Genomic DNA, 18,117 nt, shown 5'->3' with positions numbered 1-18,117 from the left:
CGCGATCGCACGCGATCCCCGACCCGCTCGATGCGCCCCTGGCGCGTCGTCCGCCCCCCAGTCCCCGAAGGAGAACGCCATGAACGCGCAGCCGCCGACGCCGCCCCCCGCCCCCGATGCCCGTGCTCCGGGCGCGGCGCTCCAAGCGCCCGGCCGGCCCGAGCGCTCCGACCGGCCCCATCCCCGCCATGGCTGGCGCGGCTGGGCGCTGGGAGTGGCCGTGCTGGTCGGGATGCTGGTCGTGGCGATCGGCGTGTGCGAGTGGCTGGGCTGGCCCTTCCTGCGGCGCCCGGCCGAGCAGTGGCTGAGCCAGAAGCTCGATCGCATGGTCACCTTCGAGGGCGACGCCGACGGCCGGGGCGCCTGGCAGCTGCGCGTGATCGGCCATCTGCGGCTGAGGACCCATGCGCTGACCGTCGCCGGCCCGAGCTGGAGCACGCTCGGCAGCCCGACGGTACAGGCGACCGACGCCGCGCTGGTCCTGCGCTACGGCGACCTGCTGGCCCTGCGCGACGGTGGCGCGCTGCGGGTCAAGTCCCTGCGCGCCGACGACCTGACGCTGCGCCTGGAGCGCGATGTCGAGGGCCGCGCCAGCTGGCAGTTCGGCGAGCAGAGCGACAGCAGCTCCCAGATCCGCCGTCGGCCCGCCGTCGACGGTGTGCGCTTCGACCTGCTGGAAGTGCGCAACGGCACCGCCCTGGTTGACGACAAGATCGAGCGGGCCTCCCTCCTGGCCCGCTTCGCGCTGCGGGAATCCTGGTCGACCGCGGACCGCGCGGCGCTCGCCCAAGGCGGGCGCGACGGCGCGGCGGCCGCGAGCGCGCCCACGCGGGAGGCCCGAACGGCTGGCGCCGACGCGACGGCGAAGATCTCCGGCTCCGCCACCCTGGGCGCGCGCGCGGCCAGCGCCGCCGCCTCCGGCACGCGCCTGGCCGTGGACTTCGGCGAGCGCCTGGCCGGCAAGCCCCGCGGCGCCTCGGACGCGGGCGAGCCCGGCCCCGGCGAGGGCGGCCGCTATGGCGTGACCGCGCATGCCGAGGGTCACTACCGCAACCTGCCGGTGCAGGCCTCGCTGCAGACCGGCTCCGCCCTGCCCTGGCTCTCCTCCGACCCCAACGCACCCGCGGTCCCGGTGACCCTGCGCGGCAACATCGGCAAGGCCGAGCTCAGCTTCGACGGCACGGTGCGCGACCTCATCGGGAGCCAGGGGCTGTCGGGCCGGTACAAGCTCAGCGGTCCCTCGCTGGCCGCGGTGGGCGAGCCGCTGGGCATCACGCTGCCGACCACGCCCGCCTTCGCGATGCAAGGCCAGTTGAGCCGCGACGGCACGCGCTGGAAGACCGCCGTGAGCCAGGCCACCATCGGCCGCAGCCACCTCAGCGGCGACTTCGAGTTCGACCACCCGCCCCGAGCCCTGCCGCGGCTCACCGGCCAACTGCGCGGCAGCGTGCTGTGGCTGGCCGACCTGGGGCCGGCGGTCGGCGTGCCCGCGGAGCCCGCCGCGCGCAAGGCCGCGGTGCGCGGCAACGCGCGCGTGCTGCCGGACAAGCAGTTCGACCTGCCCTCGCTGCGCGCGATGAACGCCGACGTGGACGTCAAGCTGGCGCGCTTCGAGTCCGGCACCGCGCTGCTGCAGGCGGCCGAGCCGCTGAACGCGCGCATCGTGCTGCAGGATGGGGTGCTGCGGATCCAGAACATCGACGCCCGGGTGGCCAAGGGCCAGTTCGCCGGCCTGGTCCAGCTGGACGGCCGCGAGCCGCGCGCCAAGTGGGAGGTCCGCCTGCGCGTCAGCGGCGTGCGTCTCGAGCAATGGCTCAAGCTGCAGCGCAAGGACAACCAGCCCCCCTACGTCACCGGCGTGATGGGCGGGCGCATCGCGCTGGACGGCACCGGCCGCTCCACCGCCGAGCTGCTGGCAAGCGCCGACGGCCGCATGGTCCTGTACTGGACCGACGGCACCGTCTCGCACCTGATGGTCGAGGCCGCCGGGCTGGACATCGCCCAGGGCCTGGGCATGCTCATCCGGGGCGACGACAGCCTCAAGGTCAGCTGCGGCGTGGCCGACCTGCGGGTCAAGGACGGCGCCGTCACGCCCAAGCCCTTCGTCGTGGACACCTCGGATTCGCTGGTGCTGATGGAGGGCGGCATGTCGCTGGCGACCGAGCGGCTGGCGCTCAAGGCCCGGGTCGAGCCCAAGGACAAGACCCCGCTGTCGCTGCGCACGCCGCTGCACATCGACGGCACGCTGGGCGATCCGCGCATCAGTCTCGAGAAGGGGCCGCTGCTCAAGCGCCTGGTGCCGGCGGCCGTGCTGGGCGTGGCGGTGGCGCCGCTGGCGGCCATCGTGCCGTTGATCGACCTGGGCGAGGATCCGGATGACGAAAGTCGTGCGGCGCTGTCGGAATGCAACGCGCGCCTCGCGCCGGTGACGAAGCGACGCGCCGGATCGTGATAATCGGCGCCCATGTCCTCGCCCGACTCCTCCACCGCGACGTCATCCGGACCGCTGAGCTGCTTCCTTGTGGAGGACAGCGCGCTGATCCGCGAGAACCTCGTGGCGACGCTGCAGGAGATGCTGACGCTGGAGGTGGTCGGCCAGGCCGAGGACGAGGCCGGCGCGCTGCGCTGGCTGCATGACGAGGCCATCCCCTGCGACCTGGTCATCATCGACATCTTCCTCAAGCGCGGCACCGGGCTGTCGCTGCTGCCCAAGGCCCGGCTGCTGCAGCCGGAGGCCAAGCTTGTGGTGCTGAGCAACTACGCCACCGTCGACATGCGGCGCCGCTGTCTGGCGCTGGGCGCCGACCGCGTCTTCGACAAGTCCGGCGAGCTCGACGAGCTCATCGCCTACTGCCTGGACGTGGCCTCGTCCAAGGCCTGACGGCCCGGGATCGTCCCCTGAAACCGCGCTGACACCGGAACGCGGCTCCGGGCCGCAACGGATGCCCGGGCGGCCTCGGGACGGTTACGATGCCCGCTTCGCCTGTCGCCCCCCGATGGAACGCGTCCACCACCGCCCCACCCGCTCGCTGGCCCGTCTCCTGCTCTGGCTGGTGGCGGGCAACCTCGTCGTGGCCATCGCGATCGTGACGGCCACCGTGCTGGCCTTGAACGCCAGCGGCGAGTCCGACAAGGTGCGCGCCCGCGAGACCACCGAGAACCTGGCCAGCAGCCTGAGCATCGAGATCGGGGCCGAGCTCAAGCAGGTGGACAACGCGCTGGCCACGCTGGCGCTGCAGCACCGCCGCGCGGCGGCCGGCGACGGCGACCTGCGCAAGGCCATGGAGCGCGCCATCGCCGACCAGCGCAGCCTGCTGCCGCAGGTGGACGCCATCCGCATCGCCGACGCCCGGGGTCAGGTCTTGTACGGCCTGGCCGCCGAGGAAGGCACGCTCAACATCGGCGACCGTGACTACTTCCAGCGCGCCCGCGAGAGCGACGCGCTGGTCATCTCCGAACCCCTGTTCGGCCGCGTGCTGCGCCGCTGGGGCATCGTGGTGGCGCGGCGGCTGGAGACGGACGCGGGCGAGTTCGCCGGCATCGTCTACACCAACCTGTCCACCGAGCACTTCATCGAGAGCTTCAAGGGCCTGACCATCGGCACCGAGGGCGCGATCTCGCTGCGCACGCAGAGCCAGCGCCTGATCGCGCGCTACTCGGCGGCGGAGCCGCACTCGATCCGGGGCATCGGCGACATCATCGTGTCCGAGGACCTGATGCGGCAGATGGCGGTCAACCCGCTGCAGGGCTGGTACCTGACCAAGACCAAGCTGGACAACATCGAGCGCATCACCTGCTACCGCCAGGTGCGCGGCTATCCGCTGACCGTGTTCACCGGCGCCAGCACCGGCGACTTCCTGGCCGCCTGGCGCGGCGAGGTGCTGCAGCAGAGCGCGCTGGCCGCGGTCGTCATCCTGACGACGCTGGGCTGCTCGGTGCTGCTGTTCCTGCAGCAGCGCCGAGAGCGCCGCTCGGGCGAGGACCTGAGCCGCCTGGCGCTGGAGCAGAACCTCATGCTGGACAACGACATGGTCGGCATGATGCGGCTGCGGGACCGCCAGATCGTCTGGAAGAACCGGGCGCTGGAATCGGTCTTCGGCTACGCGCCGGACGAGCTGCTGGGCCAGGCCACGCAGCGGCTCTACATGGACGCCGGCTCTTACGAGCAGGTCGGCACGCAGGCCTATCCGGCGATCGCCTCGGGCCAGCGCTACCGCACCCAGCTGCGCATGCGGCGCAAGGACGGCACGCCGGTGTGGATCGACCTGAGCGGGGCCTCGGTCTCGGCGCGCGAGTCGCTGTGGATGGTCATCGACATCACCGCGATCAAGGAGAGCGAGGCCACCGCCCAGCATCTGGCGGTGCACGACGCGCTGACCGGGTTGCCCAACCGGGTGCGGTTCACCGAGCGGCTGGCCGGGGCGCTGGCGCTGCTGGACGAGCGCCTGGGCCTGGTGGGCGTCTGCTACGTGGACCTGGACGGCTTCAAGGACGTCAACGACCAGCACGGCCACGAGGCCGGCGACGTGGTCCTGCGGGTCATCGCGCAGCGCCTGCTGGCGGGCGTGCGGACCCATGACCTGGTGGCGCGGCTGGGCGGCGACGAGTTCGCCGTGCTGCTGACCTCGCTGCGCAGCGAGGGCGAGGCCGAGCCGGCGCTGCGGCGCATGCTGTCGGCGCTGCGCGAGCCCATCCGGCTCGCCGACGGCACCGAGGTCAGCACCGGCGCCAGCATCGGCATCGCGTTTGCCCCGCACCATGGCCGACAGGCCGAGTCGCTCATGCGCCTGGCCGATTCGGCGATGTACCACGCCAAGCGGGCCGGCAAGCACCGGTACGTCTCGGCCAGCAGCCTGTCGAGTGCCGCCATGTCCGCCACCTCCTCCGATTCGCCCGACGCCCCCGAGCGCCGCGATCCCGCCGACGCCGCCAATGACGCCGGCGCGTCCGCGACGCCCCACCGCCGTGGCGGACCGCCGCGGGCATCCCCGCACCCGCCCCGCCCGGCCGACCCCGGTCCGCCGCCGGTGCCCGACCATTCATTCGACGAATCGGTCGCCGGAGAGGAAGATCCAGGCGCGACGCTGGACGGCGAGGACAGCAGCCGCCTGCCGCCGCCGCGCAAACCGGCCTGATCGCGCCGCGCGCGGCCGCTGGGTCGCCCGCGCGGCCGGCCCCGTACCCCGTTCCGATCGCACGCACCCCATCGCCCTCGACTGACCACATCCGCTTGAACCGGGAGGAGTCCTCATGAGCGAAGCCACCGCCAACAGCCCCGGCGCCCACGGCGAGCAGCGCCATCACGTCAACGTCGTCGACGACTACGAGCTGCGGTACTGGGGCGAGCGCTTCGACGTCTCGCCCGAGTTGCTGCGCCGGGCGGTCGACGCGGTCGGCACCAGCGCCTCGCACGTGGAAGAGTGGTTGGCGGCGCATCGCTGAGAAGCCGCCGGCGCCGGCGCGCGCCGATTGCGATTCCGATCCCGATCCCGGTTCCGATCCCTGTCCCGATCCCGATCCCACCGACCCGTCTCGACCGTAGCCCGTTCGGCCTCTGCCCGTCGCCGCCGTCGCGCGCTGCTCGCACCAGCCCTCGCGGCACGACGCGATTCGCGCAATTTGTCGCACCTCGATCCCCGCGCGCGAGGGGGTTAGTTCGCTGTCCGACCGGTCCCGCTTCAGTAACATTCCGTTTACAAATAGGGCCTCCGGAACGGTGAAGACGCCGATCCGAGACGCCGTGGATGACGTTGAGGGAGTCGGGAACCATGACAGGCGTTGTTGGCGGCCGCGAGCAGCGGTCCGAGGGCGTGTGGCGCGACCACGCGCAGCCACTGGGCGGAGATCGCGAGGTGGCGCTGGACGAGAGTCGGGGCGCCGCTTCCACCATCGGGCGCAAGCCCGCCATGCCTCGCGTGTCCATCGTCGTGCCGGCCTACAACGCCGAAGCCTTTCTCGAGGCGACCATCCGCGGCGTCCTGGCGCAGACCTTCACCGACTTCGAACTGCTGATCCTGGACGACGGCTCCACCGACGCCACCAGCGAGATCGCCCGCCGCCATGCGACCGATCCGCGGGTGCGGGTGATCCGGCATGCCAACCGCGGCATGTCCGCGACCCGCAACGCCGGCCTGGCGATGAGCCGCTCCGAGTTCGTCGCGCTGCTGGACGCCGACGACGTCTGGCACCCGCGCAAGCTCGAGCTGCAACTGGCCGCCCTGGCCGCGCGCCCCGAGGCCGACCTGTGCTTCACCGAGTTCCAGACCTGGCATGGCGAGGACGCCCCGGCCTTCTTCGCGCGTGAAGGCGACCTGAGCACCGAGGACCGGCTGACCGGCTGGATCTATCCGCTGATGGTCATGACCAACTTCACCCTGCCCTCGTCGGTGCTGTACCGCCGCCGGCTGGCCGACCGGCTGGGGCCCTTTCTCTGCAACGACCACCAGACCGACGACTGGGAGTACTTCACCCGCGCCACGCGCCTGACCTCGGTGGTGAAGCTGTCGACGCCGCTGGTGCTGTACCGCCAGAGCGCGAGTTCGCTGTCCAAGCGCATGCCGCGGCGCAATTCGACCGAGCTGATGCGGGACCAGCTGGTCGAGCGCTTCGGTCTGGAGTGCCCGCATGCCGGGCCGGTGAACCGCACCGAACTCGCGCGCCGCCGTCGCCTGGGCCGCCTGCATCATGCCGATGGCCACGTGGCGCGCGGCAGTCTGACGCTGGGCCTGCGCGCCTTCGCCCGGTTGATCGTCCACGGGCCGCATCGACGCGGCACGACGCTGACCCTGGCGAAGTCGCTGCGGCGTCGCGCGCTGCGGCTGCTTTGCCGGTGACCGCCGGCTGAGCCGCGGCTCAGCGGGCATCGAGCCGGTATCGAGCGGTCATCGAGGCGCCCCGCTCGGGCGCCACCTGGGGCGTCGCCTGCCGGCGTCGAGGCCTCGCGCGGGAATGGCGCTTGCCGCCCTGCCTGGTTTGCCGATCCCGGCCCGCCAGGAGTGCCCCGCATGGACCTCGACACGGTTTCCCCGGACGCCTGCGACAGCGCGTCCCCACCTCCCGCCGGCCATGCCGGCTGCGCGCTGTCCCGGCGCGGTCTGCTGATCGTCGGCGCGGGCGCCTCGGCGGCGGTCGCCGCCGGCGCGCCGCTGGCCGCCTCGGCCCAGGGGGCCGCCCCGCCGGCCGACGCGCCGCCGCCTCAGGAGAACCTGGTCGCGACCACCCGCGTCACGCTCAGCGTCAACGGTCAGACCCACACCCTGGTCCTGGACAACCGCACCACGCTGCTGGACATGCTGCGCGAGCACCTGCAGCTCACCGGCACCAAGAAGGGCTGCGATCACGGCCAGTGCGGCGCCTGCACCATCCACCTCGACGGCCGGCGCGTGAACAGCTGCCTCACCCTGGCCGCGATGCACGAGGGCAGCCGCCTCGTGACCATCGAGGGCCTGGGCACGCCGGAGCGCATGCATCCGCTGCAGAGCGCCTTCGTGCGCCATGACGGCTACCAATGCGGCTACTGCACGCCGGGGCAGATCTGCTCGGCGGCGGCGGTGCTCGAGGAGATCAAGGCCGGCATCCCCAGCCATGTCACGCCCGACCTCGCGGTCCGCCCCCTGCTCTCCCTGGACGAGTTGCGCGAGCGCATGAGCGGCAACCTGTGTCGCTGCGGGGCCTACTCGAACATCCTGGACGCGCTGGCGGAGGTGGCCGGCCTGGCCGCGCCGGGCGCCGGCGACCGGAGGTCCGCATGAAGCCCTTCACCCTGGAACGCCCGCAGTCGCCGCAAGCCGCGGCCGCCGCGGCGGCGCATCGACCCGGCGCGCGCTTCATCGCCGGCGGCACCAACCTGCTCGACCTGATGAAGCTGCAGATCGAGACCCCCGCCCACTTGATCGACCTCAACCCCCTGGGCCTGGACCGCATCGAGCCCACGCCCGACGGCGGCCTGCGCATCGGCGCGCTGGTGCGCAACACCGACCTGGCGGCCGACGCCCGCGTGCGGCGCGATTACGGCGTGCTCTCACGGGCGCTGCTGGCCGGCGCCTCGGGCCAGTTGCGCAATCGCGCGACCACCGCCGGCAACCTGCTGCAGCGGACCCGCTGCCCCTACTTCTACGACACCGACCAGCCCTGCAACAAGCGCCGCCCCGGCAGCGGCTGCAGCGCGCTGGAGGGTGGCATGAGCCGGCAGCTCGCCGTCGTCGGCGGCAGCGAGGCATGCATCGCCACGCACCCCAGCGACATGGCGGTCGCGATGCGCGCGCTGGACGCGACCGTGGAGACGGTGCGGCCCGATGGTCAGGCCCGACGCATCCCCATCGTCGACCTGCACCGGCTGCCCGGCGACACGCCGCAGCGCGAGACCGAACTCCAGCCCGGCGAGCTGATCACCGCGGTGACGCTACCGCGTCCCGTCGGCGGCACGCAGCTGTATCACAAGGTCCGCGACCGCTCGTCCTATGCCTTCGCGCTGGTCTCGGTGGCGGCCATCATCCAGCGCGATGGGGGCGGCCGTGTCGCGCTGGGGGGCATCGCGCCCAAGCCCTGGCGCGTCGATGCCGCGGACCAGCAATTGCGCCGTGGCGCCCCGGCCGCGGCGCAGGCGCTGCTGGCCGGCGCCCGCCCCACGCCCGACAACGCCTTCAAGCTGACGCTGGTGGAGCGCACGCTCGCCGCGGTGCTGGCGCAGGCCGCCTCGACCGGGAGGACCGCATGAAGTTCGACACCCCCGCCACCACCAATCCGATCGACCAGCTGCGCGTCGTCGGCCAACCGACCGACCGCATCGACGGCCCGCGCAAGACCACCGGCACGGCGCCCTACGCCTACGAGCGCCATGACGTCGCGAAGAACCCCGCCTACGGCGTCGTCGTCGGCGCGGGCATCGCCAAGGGCCGCATCGCGCGGCTGGACGTCGCCGAGGCCGAGAAGGCGCCCGGCGTGCTCGCCGTCGTCACGGCGCAGAACGCCGGCAAGCTCGGCAAGGGCAAGATGAACACGGCCACGCTGCTCGGCGGGCCGACCATCGAGCATTACCACCAGGCCATCGCCGTCGTCGTGGCCGAGCGCTTCGAGCAGGCGCGGGCCGGCGCGGCCCTGGTCCGCGTCGAGTACGCGCCCGAGCCCGGCGCCTTCAGCCTGACCCGCGCCAAGGACGGCGCGTCCCCGCCCAAGGCGGACGACGGCCCCGGCGGCACGCCGCCAGACACCCGCGTCGGAGATGTCGATGCCGCCCTCGACCAGGCCCCGGTGCGGCTCGACCAGACCTACACCACCCCCGACCAGTCGCACGCGATGATGGAGCCGCATGCGACGCTGGCCGTGTGGGAGGGCGACCGGCTCACCGTCTGGACCTCCAACCAGATGATCGACTGGGGCCGCGGCGACCTCGCGCGCACGCTGGGCATTCCGCGCGACAAGGTGCGCTTGATCTCCCCCTTCGTCGGCGGCGGATTCGGCGGCAAGTTGTTCCTGCGCGCGGACGTGCTGATGGCGGCGCTGGGCGCCAAGGCCAGCGGGCGGCCGGTCAAGGTGGCGCTGCAGCGCCCGCTGATGTTCAACAACACCACCCACCGGCCCGCGACGATCCAGCGCATCCGGCTCGGTGCCGAGCGCGACGGCCGCCTCACCGCCATCGCGCATGAAAGCTGGTCCGGCGACCTGCCCGGCGGCAGCCCGGAGACCGCCGTGGCCCAGACCCGCCTGCTCTACGCCGGCGCGAACCGCATGACCGCGATGCGCCTGGCGGTGCTGGACCTGCCCGAGGGCAACGCCATGCGCGCGCCCGGCGAGGCGCCCGGGCTGATGGCGCTGGAGATCGCCATCGACGAGATGGCCGAGCGCCTGGGCATGGACCCGATCCAGTTCCGCATCGTCAACGACACCCAGGTCGACCCGGAGAAGCCCGAGCGGCCCTTCTCGCAGCGCCGCCTGACCGAGTGCCTGCGCCTGGGCGCCGAGCGCTTCGGCTGGAGCCGCCGGACCGCCGCGCCGGCGCAGCGGCGCGAGGGGCGCTGGCTGATCGGCCTGGGCGTGGCGGCGGCCTTCCGCAACAACCTGGTCATGAAGTCCGCGGCGCGCGTGCGCGTGGACGGGCGCGGCATCGTCACCGTCGAGACCGACATGACCGACATCGGCACCGGCAGCTACACCCTCCTGGCGCAGACCGCGGCCGAGATGATGGGGGTCGCGCTGGACCACGTGGTCGTGCGGCTGGGCGACTCGGCGTTGCCGGTGTCCTCGGGCTCGGGCGGCCAGTGGGGCGGCAACAGCTCGACGTCGGGCGTCTACGCGGCCTGCGTGAAGCTGCGCGAGGCCCTCGTCGCCCAGCACGGCTTCGACCCCAAGGACGCGGTCTTCCTGGACGGCGAGATCCGCGGCGGGGGGCGTCGGATGTCGCTGGCGGAGGCGGCGGGCACCACCGGCCTCGTCGCCGAGGACCGCATGGAGTACGGTGATCTGGCGAAGAAGTACCAGCAGTCGACCTTCGGCGGCCACTTCTGCGAGGTCGCCGTCGACGCCTTCACCGGCGAGGTCCGCGTGCGCCGCATGCTGGCCGTCTGCGCGGCCGGTCGCATCCTCAATCCGAAGACGGCGCGCAGCCAGGTGATCGGCGCGATGACCATGGGCGTGGGCGCGGCGCTGATGGAGGCCCTGCATGTGGACGAGCGGCGCGGCTTCTTCGTCAACCATGACCTGGCGGGCTACGAGGTGCCGGTGCATGCCGACATCCCGCACCAGGAGGTGGTGTTCCTCGACGAGACCGATCCGGTCTCCTCGCCCATGAAGGCCAAGGGCGTGGGCGAGCTCGGCATCTGCGGCGTCGCCGCCGCGGTGGCCAACGCGATCCACAACGCCACCGGCGTGCGGGTCCGGGACTATCCGCTCACCCTGGACAAGCTGCTCAAGGGGCTGCCCCCGGTGGCGTGATCGGTCGATCGGGCGGCAGGCCAGGCGATCCGCCTGATCGCGGGATCGCGCGATCGACGACGCGATCGTCGACATGGTGGCGGACGCGATCGGCGGACCGATGGTCGGCCCGATCGGCGACGCCCTCAGCGACCGCCCAGATCGACCGCCTCGCGCGCCGGGTTCATCGCCTCGGCGAGCACGTCGGCCAGCGCGTCCACGTCGTAGGGCTTGGCCACCAGCGGCACGTCGGGCGCCTCCTCGATGCGCACCGGATGGCCGCTGGCCAGCACCACCGGCAGCGTCGGCTTGAGCACGCGCAGCGTGCGTACCAGGTCCACGCCGCTGCGGATGCCCGGCATCACGATGTCCGACAGCACCACGTCCGCCGCCAGTCCGCCGCGCAGCATCTCCAGCGCCTGGTCGGCGGTGGGCGCCGTCTGCACGCGGTAGCCGCGCTCCTCCAGGGCCTGGGCGGTCAGTTCCCGCACCAGCGGTTCGTCCTCGACCAGCAGCACCGTGCCCGCATGGCGGCGGTCCGGCGCCGGGACGGTGGCATCGCCGTCCGGCGCCTCGGCCTCGACCTGACCCAGCGAGCGCGGCAGCCACAGCGTGACCTCGGTGCCCAGGCCGATCTTGCTGACGATGGCGGCCGAGCCACCGGCGGACTTGGCCAGCGCATAGACCTGCGCCAGGCCCAGCCCCGTGCCCTGCCCCACCGGCTTGGTCGTGAAGAAGGGTTCGAAGGCGCGCTCGACCTGCTCCTGCGACATGCCGTCGCCGCTGTCGCGCACGGAGACGGCGACATACTCGCCGGCCGCCAGCTCGGGGGCGGGCAGGACCAGGTCGCCCGCCTCGAACACGCGGTTGCGCACCGAGACGATCAGCCGCCCGCGCCCATGCATCGCGTCGCGCGCGTTCAGCGCCAGGTTGAGCACGGCCAGCTCCAGCTGCACGGGATCGGCGCGCACCGGCCAGAGCTCGTCGTCCATCACCAGCTCGACCTCGATGGCGCTGCCCACCGCGCCGCCGACCAGGGCCATCAGCTCCGGCAACTGGCGCCGCAGGTCGATGACCGCCTCGTGGCCGACCTGCTGCCGGCCGAAGGCCAGCAGCTGCCGCGTCAGCTGCGAGGCCTTGCCCGTCGCGCGCTGGCAGGCGTCCAGCGCCGCGTTGGCGCGCGGATCCTGGCTGAGCCGCCGCGCCAACTGCAGGCCCGTGGTCATGGTCTGCAGCAGGTTGTTGAAGTCATGCGCGATGCCGCCGGTCAATCGCCCCAGCGCCTCGAGCTTCTGGCTGCGGAGCGCCGCCTGCTGCGCGTCGCGCGTCTGCGCCACCGCGGCGTCGACCTCCTCGCGCAGCCGCTGCTCGCTGCCGGCACGCTCGCGGCTGGCGGTGGCCAGCGCGCGCTGCACGACGTCGATCTCCTCGATGCCGGCGGGCGTCTCCTCGACCGTGCCGCCGCGGCCCATGCGGATCGCGTCCTTGCGCAGGCGGCGCAGCGGGAACTCGATGGCCTGGCTCATGCGCCGCGCCAGCAGCAGCGCCAGCACGATGAACAGCAGCGACAGGCACAGCGTCATCGCGAAGGCGGTCCAGGCGCCCTTGGCCAGTTCCTCCTGGCTCAGCCCGATCAGCACCACCCAGCCGGAATCTGGCGCGCGGCTGAACACGGTGAACACGGGGACGCCGTCCAGGGTGCGGGCGTCGACGACGCCGCGATCGGCGGCCTTCATCGCGCGCAGCATGTTGGCGCTGGCGCGCTGGCCGACGCGCTTCTCGGGGTCCTTGGTGCGTGCGACGACCGTGCCCTCGCGGTCCAGCACCACGCCGAGCCAGCCCTCGGGCAGCGGCTGCTGGCGGAAGATCTGCTGCATCGCGCCGACCGGGCTGCCGTAGCCCAGGAACATGGGCCGGCCCATCACCGTCACCGGCACGCGCACCGCGAAGCTGGGCATCCGGTCCACGGGACCGAGGTAGAGGTTGGAGACGATCAGCCGCCGCGACCTGTCGATCCCGCCCACGAACCCGCGCGAGCCCGGCAGGGGCCGGCCCCAGGGAATGCGGGTGTTGATCAGCTGGTGGCCGTCCTCGTCGATCAGCGCGATGGTGTTGTCGGTGCCGCCGGCCAGGCGCAGGGCCTCGCCGTGGAACTGCTCCAGCCGGCCCTCGGCCAGGCTGGGAGAGACGCTCAGCGCCTGCAGCAGCGCGGTGCGGACCGCCATCTCGCGGTCGGCGACCAGGCTCAGGGCCTCGGCCGTCTCGGTGGCCGCGGCGATCGCCGCGCGACGCTCGGCCAGGAAGACCGCCACGCCCGCGATCACCGACAGCAGCAGCGTCGGCAGCACGATCAGCCAGACCATGGCGCGCAGCTTGCCGTTGACGGACCCGGCGCGCGGCAACGTGAAAGACGAGGTCCGGTTCGGCATGATCGGGCGATTCTAGGCGGGCCTCCGCGCCCCTTCCCCGCCTGTCGACGGGGGAGAACCCGCTGTTCCCGCCGCCCGCCGTCCCTGGGACCGGCACCGGCCCGGACGGGCCATGCCGCGAGGCCGGACGAACGACAGGAAGGACGACCCGACCCCATGAAGCTGCTGGTGATCGAGGACGAGGAACGGCTGGCCGACTACCTGCGCCAGGGGCTGACGCAGGAGGGCTTCGTCGTGGACGTCGCGACCGACGGCGTCGACGGTCTGCACCAGGCTTCGGAAGGCCGCTACGACCTGGTCCTGCTGGACGGCCTGCTGCCGGGCATCGACGGGCTGGCGGTGCTGGCCGCGCTGCGCCAGCAGGACCACACCCATGCGCTGCCGGTGCTGATGCTCACCGCGCGCGGCGAGGTCGAGGACCGCGTGCGCGGTCTGCAGGCGGGCGCCGACGACTACCTCGTCAAGCCCTTCGCCTTCTCCGAGCTCGTCGCCCGCGTGCAGGCGCTGCTGCGGCGCGCCGCCGCCACGCCAATGGCCGAGGCCACCGTGCTCCGCCTGGCCGACCTGGAGCTGGATCTGCTGCGCCGCAAGGCGCAGCGCGCCGGCCGGCGGCTGGAGCTCACCGCCAAGGAGTTCGCGCTGCTGACCCTGCTGTTGCGGCGCCAGGGTCAGGTCTTGTCCCGGACCGAGCTGGCCGAGCAGGTCTGGGACATGAACTTCGATGGCGGGACCAACGTCGTCGAGGTGGCCGTGCGGCGGCTGCGCGGCAAGATCGACGCGCCCTTCGACGCGCCGCTGCTGCACACGGTGCGCGGGATGGGCTACGTGCTGGAGAACCGGGATCCCGGCATCGGCTGAGGGATCACGCCAGCGCCCGCCTGCCCGCGGCGATCGACGCGGGCGCGGGCAGGCGGGCCGCGCGGTGGCGCCAGAACGCCAGCAGACCCAACCCGGCGATCAGCATCGCCCAGGACGAGGGCTCCGGCACCGGTGCCGCGAGTTGCTCGAAGGCCAGCTGCTGCATCGTCACCGCCTGCGCCGCGCTGATGCCCAGCGCCGCGGCGGCCGACTCGTTCGCGCCCAGGCTGCGAGGGTCCAGCCCGGTGAGCTGGCCGAAGATCGTCAGCGCCTCCAGGTAGCTGCCGTACTTGCTGGCGTGGTAGTTGTCGTCGGCCCAGAGCTTGACCGTGCCCGCGTCGATGCCGTCGTAGGGATTGGTGTCGGCGAAGCCCTGCGCCATCGCGCGGTTCCAGGCCAGCCCGACCGGGATCACGCCGTTGATGCGGTCCGAGGCCGCGTCCGCCGCCGCATAGCCGGCGTACACGTCCTTGGCCATCTGGAAGATCGACTGCCCGTACCAGGCGCCGGTGGTCGGGTAGGTCTGGTCCGCGCGCGACCAGGTCGCCATCAGGCTCACCTGCACGTCCGCGTTCTTCGCGTGGAAGGCATCGGCCAGCAGGCCCGAGTACTGGATCAGCTTGGCCGGGTTGCCCGGAGCGCTCGCGTCCAGCGTGCTGTAGCTCTGCAGCACGACGCGGTCCCAGGCCTTGTCGATCAGCGGCATCTTGGTCTGGTAATGCAGGTCCAGCCCGCTGCCGCCGACGGTCTCCAGGCTGACCGCATAGTCCAGCCCGGCCTGCATCGTGAAGGCCTTGAACAGCGCGGGGATGCCGCCGATGCCGTCCCCGTTGAGATCGGTGACCGTGTCTGAGCCGAAGTGCATCACCGGCGATCCCTGCGCATAGGTGAAGCTGTTGCCGACGAACAGGATGCTCTCGGCCGCGATGGCGGCGCCGCTGCCGGCGACCAGCGCCAGTCCGGCGAGCGCGCCGCCCAGGCGTTTCATCAGAAGGGTTCGGGTCATCGGTCTGCCTCGTGTCGTTGGGGGTGGAGTCCTGTTTATAGGAAGCGCTTTCATGAGGTGACCCCCTCGCTTTTCCCGATCCGACGAAGGCGTGTGCGCACAGGACATCCAGGCCGGTGCGCGAGCGCACCGACGCGGGGACAGGGCGTCCCTCATCCTCCGCCGCGAGCGCCAGCCCGATCGCGCGGAGGGCCGATGGCGACGGAGGAAAACGGCGATCGGACCCTGCGTCCGACGGCGCTCGTCAACGACGATTGCCGCATACCGACAGGCACGGAATGACACCGACTGATACGCGTCCTGGGCACGGCGCTTGCCATTCATGCCGCTTGGAACCGCTGTCGGGTTCCTGGAGCCCCTGATGCCCCTGTCTCTTGCCGCAACAACTACTCCCGGCGCGAACCGCGTCAACTTCCTGCTGGCCCAGATGCCGGCGGAGGACCAGGCGCGCTGGTCCGGACTCGTCGAGACCGTCGAGCTGCTCAAGGGCCGCGTGCTCTTCGAGGCTGGCAGTCCCACGACCCACGTCTACTTCCCGACGACCGCGATCATCTCGCTGATCCACACGACCCACTCGGGCGCCTCGGCACAGGTGGCGATGATCGGATCGGAAGGCGCGGCCGGTCTCGCGGCGGCCATGGGCGGCGAATCGCCGGCCTGCCGCGCCGTGGTGCAACGCGCCGGGCTGGCCTATCGCCTGCGCGTGGCGACGGTGCGCGACGAGTTCACCCGCGGCGGCGCCCCGGTGCTGCTGCGCTACGTGCAGTCGCTGCTGACGATGACCTCGCACACGGCGCTGTGCAATCGCCATCACTCGCTGGAACGCCAGCTGTGCCGCTGGCTGCTGCTGTGCCTGGACCGTCAGCACGGTCATTGCGAACTGTCGGTGACGCAGGAACTCATCTCGAGCCTGCTGGGCGTGCGCCGCGAAGGCGTCACCGAGAGCGCCCAGCGCCTCCAGGCGGCCGGCCTGATCCGTTACTCCCGCGGTCACATCGCGGTGCTGGACCGGCCGGGCCTGGAGGCCCGGGCCTGCGAGTGCTACGCCCTGCTCAAGCAGGACTTCCAACGGCTGCTGCCCCAGGATCTGGACGGCGCGAACGCGGCCACCTCTGCCACCTTCGCGCCCGTCGCCGTTCAGGCCTGAGACCTGCCGCCGCGGACGGGCTCTCGCACGGCCGCCAGATCCGGGAGGACGGCGGCCGGGCCGGTGTCATCCGGCCCCTTCCACGTACTGCTTCATCCGTACTGCGTTGCTGCCGCGTGGCCGTGGCCTCGCGGATGCCGCCGTGGGGCCAGCCCCGATGTCGACGGCGTCGGCGGTCCTTCCGTGCGTCGCGCCCCGCAGCGCGATGCGGCGAACGGCTCGCCGAGGGAACCGGGCCGGACGCGCGCGGCGACCGACCCGGTCCTGATCACTTCTCCGAGCGGTTGCGGCGACGCGCCACGAAACCGATCGCGGCCAGACCGCTGATCAGCATCGCGTAGGTCGACGGCTCCGGCACCGCCGAGGCGGCGAAGTTGATCGAGCCACCGCCCTGACGGATGCGGAAGCCGTTGGCGATCGCCTCGACCTGCGACGGCGTGTTCGAGAACGACGTCAGCGCGATGTCGTAGGCCGGCAGCGAGGTCTGGAAGTTCGGGTTCAGCCAGGTCAGCGACAGCTTGGCCTGCGCGCCCGGGCTGAAGGTGCCGTCGCCCAGCGGCGTCGTCGACACGGTGCCCACCTTCAGCGTGCCGGTGGCCAGGGCCACCTCGCCGCTCGCGGATTCGGTCGGAGTGTTGCCGCTGAAGCCGAAGGACGCGGTGCCGTTGTAGCCGTACAGCGTGTAGGTCAGCGAGTTCAGCGTGCCCAGCGTCGGCTGCGTGCCCAGGTCACCCGGGGTGGTCACCGTGCCGGAACCGCTGAACTGGATGTAGAAGCCGTAGTTCTGGTTCAGGCCGTTCGAGGGCAGCGTCAGGCCACCCAGTTGCGCGGCGCTGATGGACAGGTAGCCGGACTGGGTGAACGACGATCCCGAGAAGGTGACGGTCGAATAGTTGGACACCAGCAGGTTGTCCGCCGTGAACGCAGAGCCGTTCAGGCCGGCGGCGGCGGGGTCCCAGGTGAACGAAGGCAGCGCCGAGGCGCTGGCGCTCGCGGCGACCAGGGCCAGTCCCAGCAGGGTGCGCTGGACGGCCGAGGACTTCAGGGAGAGCAAAGGCAGGGTCATGGTGGTTGCTCCGATAGAACACGTCCGCACGATTGCGGACGAGGCAGTTCACCATCCCCTCCAGAGAGCGTCTGTTCGCCCCGCCACATAAAAATCGGGCCTTTCCCGGATGTACCTCGAAGGCGCGACGAAAGGGGTGACGCGTGCCTGGAACACCCCCGCGTTCACGGGGTGCGCGAGTGATGCGTGTGCACCACGTCCACCGCGATGCACGAGCTCGAAACCACACGGCCAGGTCGCGCATTCCTCCGCTGCCTCGGCGCTTTTCGATGCGCGCGCCGCCCGGTCGCGACGGGACAATCGCGATCGCCGCGTTCCCCGTCGTCATGGGCCCTTCCGGCGATCGGACAGCGAACCGATCACACCACGCCGACCGCCCTTCACCGCCTCCGAGTCCCGCCATGAGCAAGCCCGTCCGCACTGCCGCCTCCGCCGCGCTGTCGTCCACCGCGATCTCCGGCGTCGCCGGGCTGATGCTGGGACAGATCGTCCTCGCCCTGGCCGTGCATCACGGCCGCACGATCGAGGGCCTGGGCTATGCGCTGGTGTTCCTGCTGGCGGGCGGCGCGTCGGTGGCCTGCTTCCTGGCGCATCGCCATCAGCAGCGGCGCCCCCGCGAGGAGCCCGCGCCGATGCGCGCCTGGCTCGTCGCGCTGGCCCTGGGAGTGGTGGCCTCGATCGCCCTGATCGGCGCGCTCTGAGG

The 18,117-nt window shown here is 72.2% G+C and carries 14 protein-coding genes; 11 read left to right on the top strand and 3 right to left on the bottom strand.

All coding sequences use genetic code 11. The features are described from left to right. Nucleotides 1-79: 79 nt before the first annotated feature. From MCHT01_RS08525 to paoC, 8 genes are all read left to right on the top strand, one after another. On the top strand, nt 80-2,452 hold the full coding sequence (locus tag MCHT01_RS08525) for an AsmA family protein (protein ID WP_067064617.1): 2,373 nt from the start codon (nt 80-82) through the stop codon (nt 2,450-2,452). 12 nt (nt 2,453-2,464) lie between these two features. Next, nucleotides 2,465-2,881, top strand: coding sequence for a response regulator (locus tag MCHT01_RS08520; protein WP_067064615.1), 417 nt, complete (start codon nt 2,465-2,467; stop codon nt 2,879-2,881). A gap of 115 nt (nt 2,882-2,996) precedes the next feature. Continuing rightward, on the top strand, nt 2,997-5,135 hold the full coding sequence (locus MCHT01_RS08515; protein ID WP_067064614.1) for a bifunctional diguanylate cyclase/phosphodiesterase: 2,139 nt from the start codon (nt 2,997-2,999) through the stop codon (nt 5,133-5,135). A 115-nt stretch (nt 5,136-5,250) separates the two neighbouring features. Next, nucleotides 5,251-5,442: a DUF3606 domain-containing protein gene (locus tag MCHT01_RS08510; protein WP_067064613.1), complete on the top strand. Its 192-nt coding sequence runs from the start codon at nt 5,251-5,253 to the stop codon at nt 5,440-5,442. A gap of 326 nt (nt 5,443-5,768) precedes the next feature. Then, nucleotides 5,769-6,833, top strand: coding sequence for a glycosyltransferase family 2 protein (locus MCHT01_RS08505; RefSeq protein ID WP_169806108.1), 1,065 nt, complete (start codon nt 5,769-5,771; stop codon nt 6,831-6,833). Nucleotides 6,834-7,004: 171 nt separating this feature from the next. After that, nucleotides 7,005-7,751, top strand: coding sequence for an aldehyde dehydrogenase iron-sulfur subunit PaoA (paoA, locus tag MCHT01_RS08500; protein ID WP_084452200.1), 747 nt, complete (start codon nt 7,005-7,007; stop codon nt 7,749-7,751). Beyond that, nucleotides 7,748-8,716, top strand: coding sequence for an FAD binding domain-containing protein (locus tag MCHT01_RS08495; protein WP_067064611.1), 969 nt, complete (start codon nt 7,748-7,750; stop codon nt 8,714-8,716). Before paoA ends, MCHT01_RS08495 begins: the two co-directional genes overlap by 4 nt. Then, on the top strand, nt 8,713-10,929 hold the full coding sequence (paoC, locus tag MCHT01_RS08490) for an aldehyde oxidoreductase molybdenum-binding subunit PaoC (protein ID WP_067064609.1): 2,217 nt from the start codon (nt 8,713-8,715) through the stop codon (nt 10,927-10,929). The genes MCHT01_RS08495 and paoC overlap by 4 nt, the downstream gene beginning before the upstream one ends. 125 nt (nt 10,930-11,054) lie before the next feature. On the opposite strand, the gene MCHT01_RS08485 is transcribed toward paoC, so the two are convergent. Then, on the bottom strand, nt 11,055-13,337 hold the full coding sequence (locus MCHT01_RS08485) for an ATP-binding protein (protein WP_067064608.1): 2,283 nt from the start codon (nt 13,335-13,337) through the stop codon (nt 11,055-11,057). A 156-nt stretch (nt 13,338-13,493) separates the two neighbouring features. On the opposite strand from MCHT01_RS08485, the gene MCHT01_RS08480 reads away from it, so the two are divergent. Beyond that, nucleotides 13,494-14,195 (top strand): heavy metal response regulator transcription factor, encoded by a 702-nt coding sequence (locus tag MCHT01_RS08480; RefSeq protein ID WP_067064607.1) that lies wholly within the window; start codon nt 13,494-13,496, stop codon nt 14,193-14,195. A 4-nt stretch (nt 14,196-14,199) separates the two neighbouring features. On the opposite strand, the gene MCHT01_RS08475 is transcribed toward MCHT01_RS08480, so the two are convergent. Beyond that, a complete protein-coding gene (locus MCHT01_RS08475; RefSeq protein WP_067064606.1) occupies nt 14,200-15,201 on the bottom strand; it encodes a PEP-CTERM sorting domain-containing protein in 1,002 nt (333 codons plus the stop codon). A 361-nt stretch (nt 15,202-15,562) separates the two neighbouring features. On the opposite strand from MCHT01_RS08475, the gene MCHT01_RS08470 reads away from it, so the two are divergent. After that, nucleotides 15,563-16,348, top strand: coding sequence for a Crp/Fnr family transcriptional regulator (locus MCHT01_RS08470; protein WP_067064604.1), 786 nt, complete (start codon nt 15,563-15,565; stop codon nt 16,346-16,348). A gap of 268 nt (nt 16,349-16,616) precedes the next feature. Here MCHT01_RS08470 and pepA read toward each other — a convergent pair whose 3' ends face one another. Then, nucleotides 16,617-17,414 (bottom strand): flocculation-associated PEP-CTERM protein PepA, encoded by a 798-nt coding sequence (gene pepA / locus MCHT01_RS08465; protein WP_067064603.1) that lies wholly within the window; start codon nt 17,412-17,414, stop codon nt 16,617-16,619. Nucleotides 17,415-17,815: 401 nt separating this feature from the next. Here pepA and MCHT01_RS08460 point away from each other — a divergent pair, with 401 nt between their 5' ends. Then, nucleotides 17,816-18,115: a hypothetical protein gene (locus MCHT01_RS08460; protein ID WP_067064601.1), complete on the top strand. Its 300-nt coding sequence runs from the start codon at nt 17,816-17,818 to the stop codon at nt 18,113-18,115. Nucleotides 18,116-18,117 lie beyond the last annotated feature (2 nt).

Source organism: Mitsuaria chitosanitabida ATCC BAA-476 = NBRC 102408 (genome assembly GCF_001598255.1).
In the GTDB taxonomy this organism is placed as follows: Bacteria; Pseudomonadota; Gammaproteobacteria; order Burkholderiales; family Burkholderiaceae_C; genus Roseateles; species Roseateles chitosanitabidus.
Note: the sequence above shows the minus strand (reverse complement) of the source record. Positions and strands in the feature narration are given on the sequence as shown.

Bases quoted from the DNA above. Each gene is read 5' to 3' on its own strand.
- MCHT01_RS08495 (WP_067064611.1), top strand. From the start codon at position 7,748: ATGAAGCCCTTCACCCTGGAACGCCCGCAGTCGCCGCAAGCCGCGGCC.
- paoC (WP_067064609.1), top strand. From the start codon at position 8,713: ATGAAGTTCGACACCCCCGCCACCACCAATCCGATCGACCAGCTGCGC.
- MCHT01_RS08460 (WP_067064601.1), top strand. From the start codon at position 17,816: ATGAGCAAGCCCGTCCGCACTGCCGCCTCCGCCGCGCTGTCGTCCACC.
- MCHT01_RS08505 (WP_169806108.1), top strand. From the start codon at position 5,769: ATGACAGGCGTTGTTGGCGGCCGCGAGCAGCGGTCCGAGGGCGTGTGG.
- MCHT01_RS08475 (WP_067064606.1), bottom strand. From the start codon at position 15,201: ATGACCCGAACCCTTCTGATGAAACGCCTGGGCGGCGCGCTCGCCGGA.
- MCHT01_RS08480 (WP_067064607.1), top strand. From the start codon at position 13,494: ATGAAGCTGCTGGTGATCGAGGACGAGGAACGGCTGGCCGACTACCTG.
- MCHT01_RS08520 (WP_067064615.1), top strand. From the start codon at position 2,465: ATGTCCTCGCCCGACTCCTCCACCGCGACGTCATCCGGACCGCTGAGC.
- MCHT01_RS08470 (WP_067064604.1), top strand. From the start codon at position 15,563: ATGCCCCTGTCTCTTGCCGCAACAACTACTCCCGGCGCGAACCGCGTC.
- paoA (WP_084452200.1), top strand. From the start codon at position 7,005: ATGGACCTCGACACGGTTTCCCCGGACGCCTGCGACAGCGCGTCCCCA.
- MCHT01_RS08510 (WP_067064613.1), top strand. From the start codon at position 5,251: ATGAGCGAAGCCACCGCCAACAGCCCCGGCGCCCACGGCGAGCAGCGC.
- MCHT01_RS08515 (WP_067064614.1), top strand. From the start codon at position 2,997: ATGGAACGCGTCCACCACCGCCCCACCCGCTCGCTGGCCCGTCTCCTG.
- MCHT01_RS08525 (WP_067064617.1), top strand. From the start codon at position 80: ATGAACGCGCAGCCGCCGACGCCGCCCCCCGCCCCCGATGCCCGTGCT.
- pepA (WP_067064603.1), bottom strand. From the start codon at position 17,414: ATGACCCTGCCTTTGCTCTCCCTGAAGTCCTCGGCCGTCCAGCGCACC.
- MCHT01_RS08485 (WP_067064608.1), bottom strand. From the start codon at position 13,337: ATGCCGAACCGGACCTCGTCTTTCACGTTGCCGCGCGCCGGGTCCGTC.